Raw genomic sequence first — 15,686 nt, forward strand, 5'->3', positions numbered from 1 at the left:
ACTGTATGCCGCCTTGCCCAGAGTAGCCTTGTCGGCAGGTCTGACTCAAGTGGAACGCTATAGTTGACCGGCAGCCTGAGAAATACCTCGCAAACTACTGACGAACCAGACGAGAATGACCCGGCGTAAAGGGCACATTACTGCGCCATGGATTAATATCCAGTCCGCCCCGACGCGTATAACGCGCGTAAACGGTGAGCTGTTCGGGCTGACAAAAACGCATCAGGTCATTGAAGATACGCTCAACGCACTGTTCATGAAACTCATTATGCTGACGAAATGAAATGATGTAGCGCAGCAGCGCTTCGCGATCGAGCCGTGGGCCCTTATAGCGAATCATCACCGAGCCCCAGTCAGGCTGATTCGTGATCAGACAGTTGGACTTCAGCAGGTGACTGACCAGCGTTTCTTCCACCTGTTCCTGACCGGCTGCGTTAATCAGATAATCGGCATTGAAGGCATAATCTTCAATTTCGATATCCTGCTCATCTATGCAGTAGCCTGCAAAGTGTCCCACAGGTTGACCTTCAATTTCATTTAACCGAAACAGCGCGACGCGCACCTCGCCTTCGGCACAGACACGCAGATCCTGCTCCAGCGTCTGGCGCACCTCGCCCCAGTCTGCGAACCGCGTCTGGTTAAAGCTGTTAAGATAGAGTTTGAAACTCTTGGACTCGATAAGATTACGACTATGGGCGTCCAGCACCACTTCGCCAACCGCCACCTGCGGAACGCCTTTGCTGTTGAGCCAGGAGAGTTCATATAGCGTCCAGATATCGCCTCCGGTAAAAGGCAGGTTGTCAGGATAAAGGCCGAGTGGTTCGCGGTTCATGCTGCGCGGAACGGCCTGTAATAAGCTGTTGTCATAGCGATCGTGATAAGCTGTGGGCTTGCCAAGCGTCAGGTTGCTGAGCGCCGGATCCGGCTGATAAGAAGACATAACGGTTACCACTGAGGTCATCAAAGTGAGTAAGTGTAACCTATCAGAAGTGAGAATTTGAATGATGCAGCAAACGGCTGAAGCGTTAACTGATTTTACCACCCGATACTGTCTGCACTGGCAGCAGAATAATGGCCATGCACCGGCCAGTAGCGATCTTTATGGCGTTCCTTCACCCTGCCTGATTGAAAATCGTGGCGAGCGGGCGCTGTGGCAGCCGCAGCCCTTTAGCCTGCCGCCGTCTCTGGATGCCGTTGAGCGCGCGCTGGATATCCAGCTACAGCCGCAGATTATCGCATTTTATACCCACCAGTTCGCGGGAGACATGCGCGCCACTCACGACCAAATCAGGCTAACGCTTCTGCAGGTCTGGAGCGAAGAGGATTTTGTCCGACTGCAGGAAAATCTGATTGGTCATTTAGTGATGCAGCGCCGGCTGAAGCAGGCGCCGACGCTGTTTATCGCGACAACAGATGCCGAAGAAAACATTATCTCGCTGTGTAACCTGAGCGGACATGTCATTCTGGAAACCCCAGGGCGCAAACATCGCCAGACGCTGGCACCTGATATCCCATCATTTCTTAATGATTTACAACCGCTTAGTGACTAGTTGCAGATATCCGCTATCGGCGGTGTGAGAGATCTCTTACAAGTTCTGTGAGAGATCGCTCTATCCTTCACGCAGTGATCATTTCGGAAAGATGTAAAAATATTGTAAATCATTAACTTATTAGCTGCGCTGATGAGCGCTTTTCATAAGATATCGTTATAAGGCGTTTTACCACCTTGTGCTCTGAGTAATTTCTGACGAGAATATCACTCGCGGACAGGATGTCCTGGACAACAGGAGCCGTCAGGATGACGGTAGCCAGGAGGCCGGAGCGTAACGGAGTTTACGTCACAAGGAAGGCTTCAGGATGAAGCAGGACACTCTGGATTGAGTTAAAGGACACCTCCAGGACGGAGAATGAGAGCCCCTCAGAAGAGGTGGCGGGCCTGGATGCTAAGGATTTGTCAGGATGATGCGCGAATGGAATTCGCACGGGAAAAGTTGTCACGGATGAGCAGGGAGCACTAACGTAGCGGGAAAGCTGCAAACGAACCGGGAGCACTGTTTAATACAGTGCTCCCTTTTTTTATGCCTGCGGGTTATGCTTGCCGCCCATTTTTATCCGGTCAGAGGTGAAGCATGACGCTGGAACACTTAATTTTGCAACGACTCGAACAGGTCGAAGCGATAATGCGCGAGCACGATCTCTGGCAGTCTGTTGCGCCAGACGATCACGCGTTCACCAGCCAGCAACCTTTCTTCCTTGATACGCTTCAGCCGCTGGAATGGTTACAGTGGGTGCTGATACCGCGCGTTCAGGCCATCATTGGTGCCGGGCAGCCGTTGCCGAAGAACGTCGCGATCGCCCCCTATTTTGAAGTGGCGTTAACGCCCGGGCAGCCCGGTCGTGCCCTGCTGGTGTTGACGTTAAAGCAGCTGGATGCCCTTCTGGAGGATGAGTCTGCCTGATGTTAGAGATCATTTATCAGGATGCGTGGCTGGTGGCGGTGAACAAACCCGCCGGTTGGCTGGTCCACCGTAGCTGGCTTGATCGCCATGAAACGCAGTTTGTCATGCAGACGGTACGCGACCAGATAGGGCAGCATGTTTTCACGGCGCACCGGCTTGATCGCCCCACATCGGGCGTTCTGCTAATGGGCCTGTCCAGTGAGGTTGGCCGCCTGCTTTCCCAGCAGTTTGAGCATCATCAGATGGAGAAGACCTATCATGCCGTGGTGCGCGGCTGGCTGGAAGGCCGCGATCGGCTGGATTATCCGCTTGTCGAAGAGCTGGATAAAATTGCCGACAAATTTGTCAGCGACCCCCGCGCGCCTCAGCCTGCGGTGACCGATTACGCCTCACTAGCCACCGTAGAAATGCCGGTGGCAGTGAGTCGTTATCCCACTGCACGTTACAGCCTGATTGAGCTCAAACCCAAAACCGGACGCAAGCATCAGCTGCGTCGGCATATGTCTCATCTTCGCCATCCCATTATCGGCGATTCGGCCCATGGCGATTTGCGTCAGAATCGGGGGGCGGCTGCACACTTTGGCGCAAATCGTTTAATGTTGCATGCCAGTAGCTTGTCGCTCAGCCACCCGGTGACGGGAGAACCCTTGGTTATTCGCGCCGGACTTGATCTTGTCTGGCAACGGGTGATGGATCAGTTTGGCTGGCAGGCCTGTATGCCGGATGTGCCACGGGTTGAGTTTATGGCTGGCTCAGGTCAGGATAGCGGGACGGAATAAAGGGGAAAAGAAATGGCGAAAATTGGTATTTTTGTAGGCACCGTTTATGGCAATGCATTACTGGTTGCAGAAGAAGCAGAACCGGCATTGCAGCAGCAGGGCCATGACGTGAAGATTTTTGAAGATCCTACGTTAGCCGAATGGCAAAACTATGCGAATGATGTCGCCTTAGTGATTACATCAACCACCGGTCAGGGCGATTTCCCGGATACTATTTCTGGCCTGTTCCATGACGTGCAGGACAAACTGGGCCACCAGCCAGGGCTGCGCTACGGCGTTATTGCCTTGGGCGACAGCAGCTACGAGAATTTCTGCGGTGCGGGTAAGCGCTTTGATGCCCTGTTACAGGAGCACCAGGCTAAACGGGTAGGTGAGGTTCTGCTGGTTGATGCCACGGAACATCCAGAACCTGAATCCGTCACCACGCCGTGGGTTGAGCAGTGGGGCAAGCAGCTCTGATAAGATCAAGGCTGCTACGCTGTTCCGCTGCCGTCCGGATTACACCGGCGGCAGCGGTGTTACGACAACAGGATTCTGCGTACAGCGCGTTCCGTCATTGCCCTGCGCGCCCCCGTTTCTCAGGTTATCGGCGCGGGATTAAATACGGCCAGCTGATTACGAATTCCCCAGCGATCTGACCAGGTTTGCTTTCTGCCACTGGCAATGTCCAGTATCAATTCAAACAACCGCCAGCCAACCTGCTCAATGGTTTCTTCGCCTGTTGCAATCGTGCCAGCATTGATGTCCATCAGGTCATGCCAGCGCTCGGCCAGCGCGTTACGGGTAGCCATTTTTATCACCGGGATTGCCGCCAGGCCATACGGGGTTCCTCTGCCGGTGGTAAAGACCTGCAGGGTGATACCTGAGGCGAGCTGCTGCGTGCCGCACACAAAATCGCTGGCGGGCGTCGCGGCAAAAATCAGTCCACGTCGTGTCGGACGCTGTCCGGGCGACAGAACCTCCACAATCGGGCTTCGGCCTGATTTGGCAATGGAACCCAGGGCTTTTTCCACCACGTTTGCCAGCCCACCTTTCTTGTTGCCCGGTGAGGGATTGGCGCTGCGATCGGTTTTGCCTTGATCAAGGTAGCGGTCATACCATGCCATCTCTTCAATCAGCCGCTGACCCACTTCCTGATTGATCACGCGCGGTGTCAGTAAGTGAATGGCATCGCGCACCTCGGTGACCTCAGAGAACATAACGGTCGCGCCGCTGCGCACCAGCAGGTCGGAAGCAAAGCCCACCGCGGGATTCGCCGTCACGCCAGAAAAAGCATCACTGCCGCCGCACTGCATGCCCACGACCAGTTCCGAGGCAGGGCAGGTTTCACGCTGGCGCTGGTTAAGCCGTTTCAGATGGCGCTCTGCGACCTGGAGGATCTCATCCACCATGGCGCCAAAGCCCACCAGCTTCTCATCCTGCAAACGCACAATATCCTCCTCATCCAGCGAGATGGGCTGCACGTCGGGCGTACCGGTCAACAAGCGCTCAGGTTGTAGTTTTTCACAACCCAGACTGACTACCATGATCTCCCCGCCAAAATTCGCGTTAAGGGCCAGGTTGTGGACGGAACGGATAGGAATAACCGCCGCAGGCGCGTTGATTGCCACGCCGCAGCCATAGAGATGATTTAGCGCAACCACGCCGTCCACATTGGGATAACGGGGCAGCAAATCACGCTCTATCATCTGCACCACATAATCCACCACGCCCGCCACGCAGTGAACGCTGGTGGTAATGCCCAACAGGTTACGGGTGCCCACGCTGCCGTCAGCGTTGCGATAGCCCTCGAAGGTATAACCTTCAAGCGGCGGTAAGTCAGGCGGCACGTTATTCGCCAGGGGCAAACTCTGCAAATCCGGTGCGTCCGGAAGCGCAATGAGTGACTCATCGATCCAACTGCCTTGGGCAATATCACGAACGGCAAGGCCAATAATTTCACCATAGCGCAACACAGGCTGACCCTGAGGAATGGCAACCAACGCGACCTTATGCCCCTGCGGTACATGTTCGGTTAGTGTCAATCCATCTTTAAACGTGGTGCCCGCAGTCAGCCCCTGGCTGTTTACCACAATCGCAACGTTATCGTTTTCGTGAACTTTAATGTAAAGCGGCTGCTCTTTTGAAATGGGGTTCATCGCTCACCTTCCAGTGCGTAGCGCCTTGCTGGTACGGCGCATTCATTATGAGACGTCAGGTGTCACAGGTTCGGTATTTGCCACCGTCAGTATAAGAAGGTGTTACCGCCTGCACATTGTGCAATTGACCTATATTCGGCTGAGAGATGACGCGGTTTTATTATCTTTTTACTAAATCAAGTGAAGATTCTCACAAAGCCGCTTATCAACGCCTGTTTGGGCGTGCTTATTGTGACTTTTTACAAATAACGTGAAACGTCCCGCAGCAGTTTATGCATTAGCCCAAAAAATCATCGTTCATTCACCTTATTCCAGGGTGATGTTCCAATGCCTCACCCAAACCCGCTTCCTATACTGATTTCCGTTTTCCCGATCAGGTTATTCGTCACGACGCATTATCGGTTTGCCATTAAAAAAAATCGCCGTGTTTAACCTACATCTCTCTGATACCCAACGCGATGTGTATGCAGTCAGAGCGAATGTAGCTTTCGCTATATTTCAGGAGTGCATCATGAGTAGTTATCACCAGACAACGGAGGCGGTACAAAAACGGACGAACGCGCGTTACTGGATAGTGGTCATGCTATTTATTGTGACCTCATTCAACTACGGTGACCGCGCCACGTTGTCTATCGCGGGTTCGGCCATGGCAAAAGAAATTGGCCTCGATCCCGTGGGGATGGGGTTTATCTTCTCTGCTTTTTCATGGGCCTATGTCATTGGGCAAATCCCCGGTGGCTGGCTGTTGGATCGCTTTGGTTCTAAGCGCGTCTATTTCTGGAGTATCTTTCTTTGGTCGTTGTTTACCCTGCTGCAGGGGTTCGTGGACGTGTTCAGCGGCTACACCATCGTCATGGCGCTGTTTATGCTGCGCTTTATGGTCGGGCTGGCGGAAGCCCCTTCATTCCCGGGTAACAGCCGTATTGTGGCAGCCTGGTTTCCGGCTCAGGAGCGCGGCACTGCCGTGGCGATTTTCAACTCCGCACAATACTTCGCGACGGTAATTTTCGCGCCCATCATGGGCTGGTTGACCTCCGCGGTGGGCTGGGCGCACGTGTTCTGGTTTATGGGAGGGCTGGGCATTATTTTGAGCTTTATCTGGCTCAAAGTGATTTACGATCCCTGCGATCATCCCGGCGTGAACAAAGCGGAGCTGGACTATATGGCGGAGGGCGGCGCGCTGATCAATATGGATCAGAAAAGCGAGAAGCAAAAAGTCAGCTTCAGTGATAAGTGGTTCCAGATCAAGCAACTGCTGCAGTCGCGCATGATGATCGGTGTCTACATTGGCCAGTACTGCATCAACGCCCTGACCTACTTCTTTATCACCTGGTTTCCGGTTTATCTGGTGCAGGCAAGGGGCATGTCGATCCTTAAAGCGGGCTTTGTCGCCTCGGTGCCTGCGCTGTGCGGCTTTATCGGTGGCGTGCTCGGCGGGGTGATCTCTGACTGGCTGATGCGCAAAACCGGCTCACTCAATATCGCCCGTAAAACCCCGATTGTGCTCGGCATGTTGCTCTCGACGTCCATGGTGGTCTGTAACTATGTCGAGACGGACTGGGTCGTGGTGCTGTTCATGGCAACAGCCTTCTTTGGTAAAGGGATTGGCGCGCTGGGATGGGCAGTGATGGCGGACACCGCACCGAAAGAGATTAGCGGCCTGAGCGGCGGTCTGTTCAATATGTTCGGTAATGCATCCGGCATTATTACCCCTATCGCGATCGGCTACATCATTGCCTCTACCGGTTCTTATAACGGCGCGCTGGTTTATGTCGGTATCCACGCGTTCGTTGCCGTACTCAGCTACCTGGTGCTGGTGGATAACATCAAACGCATTGAGCTGAAAACACGCTAAGGAGCCTGCATGAATACGCAATCGACGCCCGTTATTACGACTATGCAGGTGGTCCCTGTGGCTGGCTACGACAGTATGCTGCTCAACATTGGCGGGGCACACAATGCCCGCTTCACGCGCAATATCGTGATCCTGACCGACAGTGCAGGACACACCGGACTGGGTGAAGCACCGGGGGGAGAAACCCTCTATCAGACCTTAATCGAGGCCGCGCCGCAGGTGATCGGTCAGCAGGTCGCCCGTATGAACCGGCTGGTGCAGAAGATTCATCAGGGGAATCAGTCCGCCGATTTCGAGACTTTTGGCAAAGGGGCCTGGACCTTTGAGCTGCGCGTCAACGCGGTCGCGGCACTGGAAGCCGCACTGCTGGACCTTCTGGGACAATGCCTGGGCGTGCCGGTCGCCGAACTGCTTGGACCGGGTAAGCAGCGCGATGAGGTGACGGTTTTAGGCTACCTGTTCTACTTAGGCGATCGCCGTAAAACCGATTTGCCTTATCTGACGGGTGAGAAGGCGCAGCATGACTGGTATCACCTGCGCCATCAGGAAGCGCTGAATAGCGAGTCGGTTGTCCGGCTGGCCGAGGCGGCGCAGGATAAATACGGTTTCAAAGATTTCAAACTCAAGGGCGGAGTGCTGCCGGGCGAACAGGAGATCGCCACCGCGCAGGCGCTGAAAAAGCGCTTCCCCGAGGCGCGCATCACCGTCGATCCTAACGGCGCGTGGTGGCTGGACGAGGCGATCGGATTCTGTAAGGGCATGCAGGATGTCCTGACCTATGCAGAAGATCCCTGTGGCGCCGAGCAGGGTTATTCAGGGCGCGAGGTGATGGCCGAGTTTCGTCGTGCGACCGGATTACCGGTCGCCACCAACATGATCGCCACCAACTGGCGTGAAATGAACCATGCGCTGATGCTCAATGCTGTCGATATCCCACTGGCCGATCCACACTTCTGGACGATGAGCGGCGCCGTTCGGGTCGCGCAACTGTGCGATGAATGGGGCTTAACCTGGGGCTGCCACTCGAATAACCACTTTGATATTTCTCTCGCGATGTTCACCCACGTCGGTGCCGCCGCGCCCGGTAATCCCACCGCCATAGATACGCACTGGATCTGGCAGGAGGGCGATCAACGCCTGACAAAAGAGCCGCTGCAGATCCGTCAGGGCAAAATCACGGTGCCAGATGCGCCTGGCCTGGGCATTGAACTGGATTGGGAACGACTCCGCCTGGCAAACGAACACTACAAATCACTGCCGGCGGGCGGACGTAATGACGCCACAGCCATGCAGTACTTGCTACCAGGCTGGACATTTGACCGTAAACGGCCGGCCTTTGGCCGGGCCTCTGCTTAAGGGATAACAGATGAATACCACACCAAAAATTACCGCCATGCAGGTCATCCCGGTTGCCGGCTATGACAGCATGTTACTGAACCTGAGCGGCGCACATTCGCCTTTTTTCACCCGCAATATCGTGATCATTGAAGACAACGCAGGCCATACCGGCGTAGGTGAAATCCCCGGTGGCGAAAAGATTCGTCAAACCCTGGAAGAGGCTGCCGCGCTGGTGGTGGGCAAAACGATTGGCGAATATAAAAACATCCTGAGCCAGGTTCGCGCCACCTTTGCCGATCGCGATGCCGCTGGGCGAGGTAATCAGACCTTTGATCTTCGCACCACCATTCACGTGGTCACCGGCATCGAAGCCTCACTGCTGGATCTGCTGGGGCAGCATCTGGGCGTCAATGTCGCCTCGCTATTGGGCGACGGACAGCAGCGCGACAAAGTCGAAATGCTGGGTTATCTGTTCTACGTTGGCGATCGCAACAAGACCTCGCTGGCCTACCAGCATCAGGACAACGATACCTGCGACTGGTATCGCCTGCGCCATCAGGAAGCGCTCACGCCGGATGCCGTGGTGCGGCTGGCCGAAGCGGCCTATGAAAAATACGGGTTCAACGATTTTAAACTTAAAGGCGGCGTGCTGAGCGGCAGTGATGAGGCAGAAGCCATTACTGCACTCGCGAAGCGCTTCCCCCAGGCGCGCGTCACTATCGATCCCAACGGTGCCTGGTCGCTTGACGAAGCCATTACGCTGGGTAAGCAGCTTAAAAACGTCCTCGCCTATGCAGAAGATCCCTGTGGCGCAGAGCAGGGCTATTCGGGACGTGAAGTGATGGCCGAGTTCCGGCGCGCTACCGGTCTGCCGACGGCGACGAATATGATCGCCACTGACTGGCGTCAAATGGGCCACACGTTGTCATTACAGTCGGTGGATATCCCACTGGCCGATCCGCACTTCTGGACGATGCAGGGTTCCGTGCGCGTGGCGCAAATGTGCCACGCGTTTGGCCTGACGTGGGGTTCGCACTCCAACAACCATTTCGATATTTCACTGGCGATGTTTACCCATGTTGCCGCTGCCGCGCCGGGCAAGATCACCGCTATTGATACCCACTGGATCTGGCAGGAAGGCAATCAACGACTGACGAAAACGCCTTTCCAGATTGAAGGCGGCATGGTCGCAGTGCCGCAGGCACCGGGCCTGGGCATTGAACTGGATATGGACCAGGTCATGCAGGCCAACGCGCTGTATCAAAAGCATGGCCTTGGCGCACGTGATGATGCTCAGGCCATGCAGTTCCTGATCCCACAGTGGACGTTTGATAACAAGCGTCCGTGCCTGGTGCGTTAACTTTTTTGGGCTTCCTTCAGGAAGCCCGTTCCACAGGAGTCAAATCATGAGTAATACAGCCTGGCCAAATGAATTCCGTCGCCGCCTGCTGGCAGGTGAAACCCTGATCGGCAGTTGGTGCGCCCTGGCAAGTCCTGTTTCGACCGAGGTGTTAGGGCTGGCCGGATTTGACTGGTTAGTTCTGGATGGCGAGCACGCACCGAACGATATCACCACGTTTGTTCCCCAGCTAATGGCGCTGAAGGGCAGCCGCAGCGCGCCGGTGGTGCGTCCACCCTGTAATGAACCGGTCATCATCAAGCGCCTGCTGGATATTGGTTTTAATAACATCCTTGTTCCCTTTGTCGAGAACGAAGACGAAGCCAGACGTGCGGTGGCCTCCACGCGCTATCCGCCTGCCGGAATTCGCGGCGTGTCGGTTTCCCATCGCAGCAACATGTACGGCACGGTGCCGAATTATAACGCCACCATCAACGACAACATTTCGGTGCTGGTCCAAATAGAAACCCAGCAGGCTGTCAACAACATTGACGCCATCGCCGCCGTTGACGGCGTGGACGGCATTTTTGTCGGGCCGGGCGATCTCTCTGCCGCTCTCGGCTATCTCGGACAGCCGGCCCATCCGGAGGTGTTAACAGTCATCAAACACATCTTTGAGCGGGCAAAAGCCGCCAACAAGCCCAGCGGCATTCTGGCACCGGTGGAAGCCGATGCCCGTCGCTATCTCGAATGGGGCGCAACCTTTGTTGCCGTTGGCAGCGATCTCGGTGTTTTCCGCAGTGCCACGCAGGCGTTGTGCGACAAATTTAAAAAGTAATCATCCAGGAGAAAAGACATGAAAATTGGCTTTATTGGCTTGGGCATCATGGGCAAACCAATGAGTAAAAACCTGCTGAAAGCCGGTTATTCACTGGTGGTACGCGATCATAATGCAGAAAACGAAGCCGAGCTGGTGCAGCTGGGCGCGACTACGGCGGCGAATGCCAAAGAACTGGCGCAACAGTGCGATGTGGTGATCACCATGGTGCCAAATTCCCCACAGGTGAAAGAGGTTTGCCTGGGCGAAAACGGCATTATCGATGGCGCGAAACCGGGCCTGATTGTGATCGATATGAGCTCCATTGCGCCGCTGGCGAGCCGTGAAGTCCACGATGCGCTGGCAGCAAAGCAGATTCACATGCTGGATGCGCCGGTGAGCGGCGGCGAGCCCAAAGCGATTGAGGGGACGTTATCCGTGATGGTAGGCGGCGATAAAGCCGTGTTTGACCAGTGCTACGACATCATGAAAGCCATGGCGGGATCGGTGGTTCATACCGGCGATATCGGCGCAGGCAACGTGACGAAGCTGGCAAATCAGGTCATTGTGGCGCTGAATATTGCCGCCATGTCAGAAGCCTTGTCGCTGGCGACCAAAGCGGGCGTCAGTCCGGAACTGGTGTATCAGGCGATTCGTGGCGGTCTGGCGGGCAGCACCGTGCTGGATGCCAAAGCGCCCATGGTGATGGACCGCAACTTTAAGCCGGGTTTCCGCATTGATTTACATATCAAGGATCTGGCTAACGCGCTGGATACCTCGCACAGCCTTGGTGCGCACCTACCGCTGACGGCGGCCGTGATGGAAATGATGCAGGCGTTGCGTAATGACGGACAGGGGAGTGCCGACCACAGCGCGCTGGCCTGCTATTATGAAAAATTAGCAAAGGTTGAGATCTCTCGCTAATGCCTTGCCCGGCTTCTGTGGAGGCCGGGCCGATTTCACGCTCTGATCGTTAATTAATACCGCCTGGATTGCCTATGAAAATCGTAATCGCACCGGATTCATATAAAGAAAGTCTTTCTGCTCTGGAAGTGGCATCGGCAATCGAAGCGGGGTTCCGTGAGGTTTTTCCCGATGCCCATTATGTGAAAATACCGGTTGCTGATGGTGGTGAAGGCACGGTGGAAGCCATGGTGGCTGCGACCCAGGGAAAGCGGGTCAGGTTAAAGGTCACCGGTCCGCTGGGTGAACCCGTCGAGGCGTTTTACGGCCTGTCGGGTAATGAAGATACCGCCTATATCGAGATGGCGGCGGCCAGCGGCCTGGAGCTGGTACCGGCAGCGCAGCGGGATCCCCTGATCACCACCTCGTTTGGGACTGGGGAGCTAATTAAAAACGCGCTGGATAAAGGCGTCCGACACATCATTATCGGTATCGGTGGCAGCGCCACCAATGACGGTGGTGCTGGCATGATGCAGGCGCTGGGCGCTCGCTTGCTGGATAAACAGGGCGAGCAAATTGGTCGGGGAGGTGGCGCATTGCCTGACCTGGCAAGCATTGACGTTACCGGACTGGACCCGCGCATTCGGCAGTGCCGCGTTGAAGTGGCCTGCGATGTAACCAATACGCTGACGGGCGATCACGGTGCCTCTGCGGTGTTTGGCCCCCAGAAAGGCGCGACGCCAGAACGGGTTGAGCAACTGGATCGAGCCCTGACACATTATGCTGCGCTTATTCAGCGCGATTTGGGTATTGATGTGCTGCAGGTCAGCGGCGGCGGCGCTGCCGGTGGCATGGGGGCTGCACTGCACGCGTTTTGTCAGGCGGAATTACGCCGTGGGATTGAGATTGTGACGGAAGCGCTGGGCCTGGAGGAGCAGGTAAAAGATGCCGATCTGGTCATTACCGGCGAGGGGCGAATCGACAGCCAGAGCATCAAGGGCAAGGTGCCGATTGGTGTGGCAAAGGTCGCTAAGCGTTTTAATATTCCCGTGATAGGCATTGCCGGTAGCCTGACTGACGATGTCGGTGTGGTGCATCAGCATGGCCTGGATGCCGTATTTAGCGTGCTTTACCGTATTTGCTCGCTGGATGAGGCGCTAAAAGGGGCAGAAAACAATGTCCGTCTCACCGCGCGCAATGTGGCTGCCACAATGAAAATCGCCGGGTTTCACTAAGCGTATTCACGGCCCTTCACCTGACAGGGCCGTTCGTTCTTCCGCAGTATGCCCGGCTAAGGCATGGAGAGGATGCGCCGTGCCTGTCTGGCGACGTTCTCCATTTCATCCTGAAGCTCCAGCAGTTCCGGCTCCAGCGCTTCGATATCGCTTGCCTGATGAAGCTCTTTCTCAAGCTTACGGCACAGTTGTTTCATCCGCGGAACGCCGCTGTAGCTGGCGCTGCCGTGAAGTTTATGAATGATCTCACGCAGGGAGGTCGCGTCGTTGTCGGCGATAAACTGCGCCATTTTACCGTGCACTTCCGGCAGGAATGCCAACAGCATTCGGAGTAAATCCCGCGCCAGATCCGGCTTATTCGCTGCCTGCCGTAATGCCAGCTTCCAGTCCAGCGTGGGTAAGATTGGGGGGATCTCGGGCGCCGTGGTGCTCGGGCTGGGCATATAGCGGGCCAGGACCTGAGCGAGCTTGTTTTCATCAATAGGCTTGGCCAGGTAGTCGTTCATGCCGGCCCGGATAAGATGTTCGCGTTCACCGTCAATAGCGTGGGCGGTAACGGCGACTATCGGGGTGGTTGCGTGGTTGGGCAGCGTGCGGATGATCTCGCTGGCCCGAATGCCATCAATATCGGGCATTTGTATATCCATTAAGATCACGTCCAGCACTTGCCTGTGGGCCACACGGATGGCCTGCTCCGCATTATTGCACAGTACGATGTGTTGAACCTGCTCTTCCAGCAGCGCCCCAATCAGCTTGAGGTTAGCGGGATTGTCGTCCACGGCCATCACGGTCAGCGGCAGACGCGGTGAGGCCGATAGTTCACTGCTGTGACGGGCATGCAGCTCCAGCAGCATCGGCAACAGGCGCGTCTGCGAGACGGGTTTTGCGATGCAGCCATCAATGCCACGCACTTTCAGCTCATCGGCCAGTAACATCATCGGACTCGGCAGCGCCATAATGACCTGGTCGGCGCGCTCCAGAAGCGTATGGATCAGCCTGTCCTCAAGCACCTGCGCCTGGCTGGCGTTGACCGGCATGGCCATTAACACAATGGGATAGCGCGACTGGCTCAGGCCCTCCAGGGTTAAACTGTGCTCAACCTGCAACGGCGTGGCACCTAAAATCTCTACCACCGCGCTGGCGACGTCGGGGTTCGCCTCCACATAGGCCATGCGCGTGTTCGACAGTGCATCCAGCACTCGAGGCATACTCGGTGCATTGGGATTGAGGTCCAGTTTAACGCGCACCCAAAAGGTGGAGCCGTGGTTCTGACGGCTGACGAAGGTGATCTCCCCGTTCATTTCCCTTACCAGTTTTTGGGTAATGACCAGGCCCAGCCCCGATCCTCCGTGGCGGCGGGAAATACTGGCATCCGCCTGGCGAAAGGCCTGAAACAGCTGGGCCTGCTGCTCTTCAGAAATGCCAATCCCTGTGTCGCGAACCTGAATCTCCAGTTCAACATGCGTCGCCGTAATCGTGTGCTGTTCTACCCGTAAATTGATGGTCCCTTTTTCGGTAAATTTAATCGCGTTGCCCATCAGGTTGATCAGGATCTGCTGCAGGCGGAGCGCATCGCCAATCACGTTGTCCGGCACGCTGTTATCGCAGACCACGGTCAACTCCAGCCCCTTCTCATGGGCGGATGGGGCCAGCAAAACCAGGGTTTCATCCAGGGTGGCGCGCAACGGAAAGGGAATGGACTCCAGCATCAGCTTGCCGGCTTCCAGTCTGGAAAAATCAAGCACGTCATTAATGATGGACAGGAGATTGTTGGCCGAGCGCTCAATGGTAAGCATGTAGTCGCGCTGCGTGGTGCGCAGCGGCGTTTTCAACATCTGACGGGTAAAGCCCAGCACGCCATTAAGCGGCGTACGCAACTCATGCGACATATTTGCCAGAAATTCGGATTTGATACGGGCGGCTTCCTGCGCGCGCTTTTTGGCCAGATCCAGCTCGACGTTCTGAATCTCCAACTGCTCCAGCGTTTCCCGCAGGTCCCATGTGGCCTGATCGATATTGTGCTGCATCTCTTCGTGATAGGCGGTGAGCGACATCGCCATCGCGTTGATACCGTTTTTCAGGATACTCAACTCACCCAGCATATGGCCTTCAACCCGGCTGTCCAGTTGTCCACGGCGAATTCGGTCAACGGTGCTGACCATATTACGAATAGGGCCGGTGACGTCCCGCATCAGGCGGTAGGCAAACAGCATGGCAATACACAGGCAGAACAGCAGCATCAGGGTAGCAATAAAAACTTCCCGATATTGCTGTAAGCGCACGGATTGCAGATCCAGTTCTATCGCCACATAGCCCAACGGGTTACCTGCGGGTTTGGCATCCTGACCCGGCAGCTCATCCACGGCGTAACGTTCAGAGATAATCGGCTTGCGTAAGATCAGCAGGTTGCCACTGCCTTCAACGGAGACATCCTCAGGCAGCGCGCGAATAGCCTGCTTGCTTTCCAGACTCAGGTTTTGGTGATTATTAGAGGTGACATAAAGCTGATTATTATCGTCGAAAACGGAGATGGCGCGCACGATCCCGGAATGGCGGCGATGCAGTAAACTGACCAGTTCACGCAGCGCGTCGCGATTGTGCCATGTCATGCTGTATTCGGTAGAAACCGCCAGCGGTTCGATGATATTGGCCCCGGCATCGATGACCTGGCGCTGCAGCTCATTATAACGATGCACGACAAAAAATGAGCTGAGCAGTAACCCAACCATCAACGTTGGGGCCAAAATTAAAATCATCATTCGCGCCCGCAGGCTGTATTTGGTCATAATAGTCGCCTGCTGTCCGGCATGAACGTCCCTGTGC

13 protein-coding genes are annotated in these 15,686 nt (G+C 55.6%); 10 read left to right on the plus strand and 3 right to left on the minus strand.

Annotation, left to right across the window (positions count from 1 at the left end; all coding sequences use genetic code 11):
* Positions 1 to 94: 94 nt before the first annotated feature.
* On the minus strand, positions 95 to 940 hold the full coding sequence (gene queF, locus DFO57_RS11820) for an NADPH-dependent 7-cyano-7-deazaguanine reductase QueF (RefSeq protein WP_024471444.1): 846 nt from the start codon (positions 938 to 940) through the stop codon (positions 95 to 97).
* Positions 941 to 1,001: 61 nt separating this feature from the next.
* Between queF and syd the strand changes: the two genes are divergently transcribed.
* From syd to DFO57_RS11840, 4 genes are all read left to right on the plus strand, one after another.
* Positions 1,002 to 1,550 carry a SecY-interacting protein gene (gene syd / locus DFO57_RS11825; RefSeq protein WP_110015370.1) on the plus strand — a complete coding sequence of 183 codons (549 nt, stop codon included), beginning with the start codon at positions 1,002 to 1,004 and terminating at the stop codon, positions 1,548 to 1,550.
* A 579-nt stretch (positions 1,551 to 2,129) separates the two neighbouring features.
* Complete coding sequence (locus DFO57_RS11830) at positions 2,130 to 2,459, plus strand: YqcC family protein (RefSeq protein ID WP_013026961.1); 330 nt, start codon at positions 2,130 to 2,132, stop codon at positions 2,457 to 2,459.
* Positions 2,459 to 3,238, plus strand: coding sequence for a tRNA pseudouridine(65) synthase TruC (gene truC / locus DFO57_RS11835; RefSeq protein ID WP_014594461.1), 780 nt, complete (start codon positions 2,459 to 2,461; stop codon positions 3,236 to 3,238). The genes DFO57_RS11830 and truC overlap by 1 nt, the downstream gene beginning before the upstream one ends.
* A 12-nt stretch (positions 3,239 to 3,250) precedes the next feature.
* Entirely contained in the window at positions 3,251 to 3,697 is a 447-nt protein-coding gene (locus tag DFO57_RS11840) for a flavodoxin (RefSeq protein ID WP_015699618.1), read from the plus strand.
* 119 nt (positions 3,698 to 3,816) lie between these two features.
* Here the strand turns inward: DFO57_RS11840 and garD are convergent, their stop codons facing one another.
* The gene (gene garD / locus DFO57_RS11845) at positions 3,817 to 5,376 is read right to left on the minus strand and encodes a galactarate dehydratase (protein ID WP_028715733.1); all 1,560 of its coding nucleotides are present in this window, start codon (positions 5,374 to 5,376) and stop codon (positions 3,817 to 3,819) included.
* A 511-nt stretch (positions 5,377 to 5,887) separates the two neighbouring features.
* Here garD and DFO57_RS11850 point away from each other — a divergent pair.
* The 6 genes from DFO57_RS11850 (at position 5,888) to DFO57_RS11875 (ending at position 12,863) form a co-directional block, all read left to right on the plus strand.
* A complete protein-coding gene (locus tag DFO57_RS11850) occupies positions 5,888 to 7,231 on the plus strand; it encodes an MFS transporter (protein ID WP_014594458.1) in 1,344 nt (447 codons plus the stop codon).
* Positions 7,232 to 7,240: 9 nt separating this feature from the next.
* On the plus strand, positions 7,241 to 8,587 hold the full coding sequence (locus DFO57_RS11855) for an enolase C-terminal domain-like protein (protein WP_014605155.1): 1,347 nt from the start codon (positions 7,241 to 7,243) through the stop codon (positions 8,585 to 8,587).
* Positions 8,588 to 8,597: 10 nt separating this feature from the next.
* Positions 8,598 to 9,929 (plus strand): glucarate dehydratase, encoded by a 1,332-nt coding sequence (gene gudD, locus DFO57_RS11860; protein WP_024471447.1) that lies wholly within the window; start codon positions 8,598 to 8,600, stop codon positions 9,927 to 9,929.
* 46 nt (positions 9,930 to 9,975) lie between these two features.
* Positions 9,976 to 10,746 (plus strand): 2-dehydro-3-deoxyglucarate aldolase, encoded by a 771-nt coding sequence (garL, locus tag DFO57_RS11865; RefSeq protein ID WP_110015371.1) that lies wholly within the window; start codon positions 9,976 to 9,978, stop codon positions 10,744 to 10,746.
* Positions 10,747 to 10,764: 18 nt separating this feature from the next.
* On the plus strand, positions 10,765 to 11,649 hold the full coding sequence (gene garR / locus DFO57_RS11870; RefSeq protein ID WP_013026953.1) for a 2-hydroxy-3-oxopropionate reductase: 885 nt from the start codon (positions 10,765 to 10,767) through the stop codon (positions 11,647 to 11,649).
* 74 nt (positions 11,650 to 11,723) lie between these two features.
* Positions 11,724 to 12,863: a glycerate kinase gene (locus tag DFO57_RS11875; protein WP_041457772.1), complete on the plus strand. Its 1,140-nt coding sequence runs from the start codon at positions 11,724 to 11,726 to the stop codon at positions 12,861 to 12,863.
* A gap of 56 nt (positions 12,864 to 12,919) precedes the next feature.
* On the opposite strand, the gene barA is transcribed toward DFO57_RS11875, so the two are convergent.
* On the minus strand, positions 12,920 to 15,649 hold the full coding sequence (gene barA, locus DFO57_RS11880; protein WP_031283989.1) for a two-component sensor histidine kinase BarA: 2,730 nt from the start codon (positions 15,647 to 15,649) through the stop codon (positions 12,920 to 12,922).
* Between the last annotated feature and the right edge of the window lie 37 nt (positions 15,650 to 15,686).

The sequence above is a fragment of the Pantoea sp. AG702 genome, from assembly GCF_003182295.1.
Lineage (GTDB): Bacteria > Pseudomonadota > Gammaproteobacteria > Enterobacterales > Enterobacteriaceae > Pantoea > Pantoea ananatis.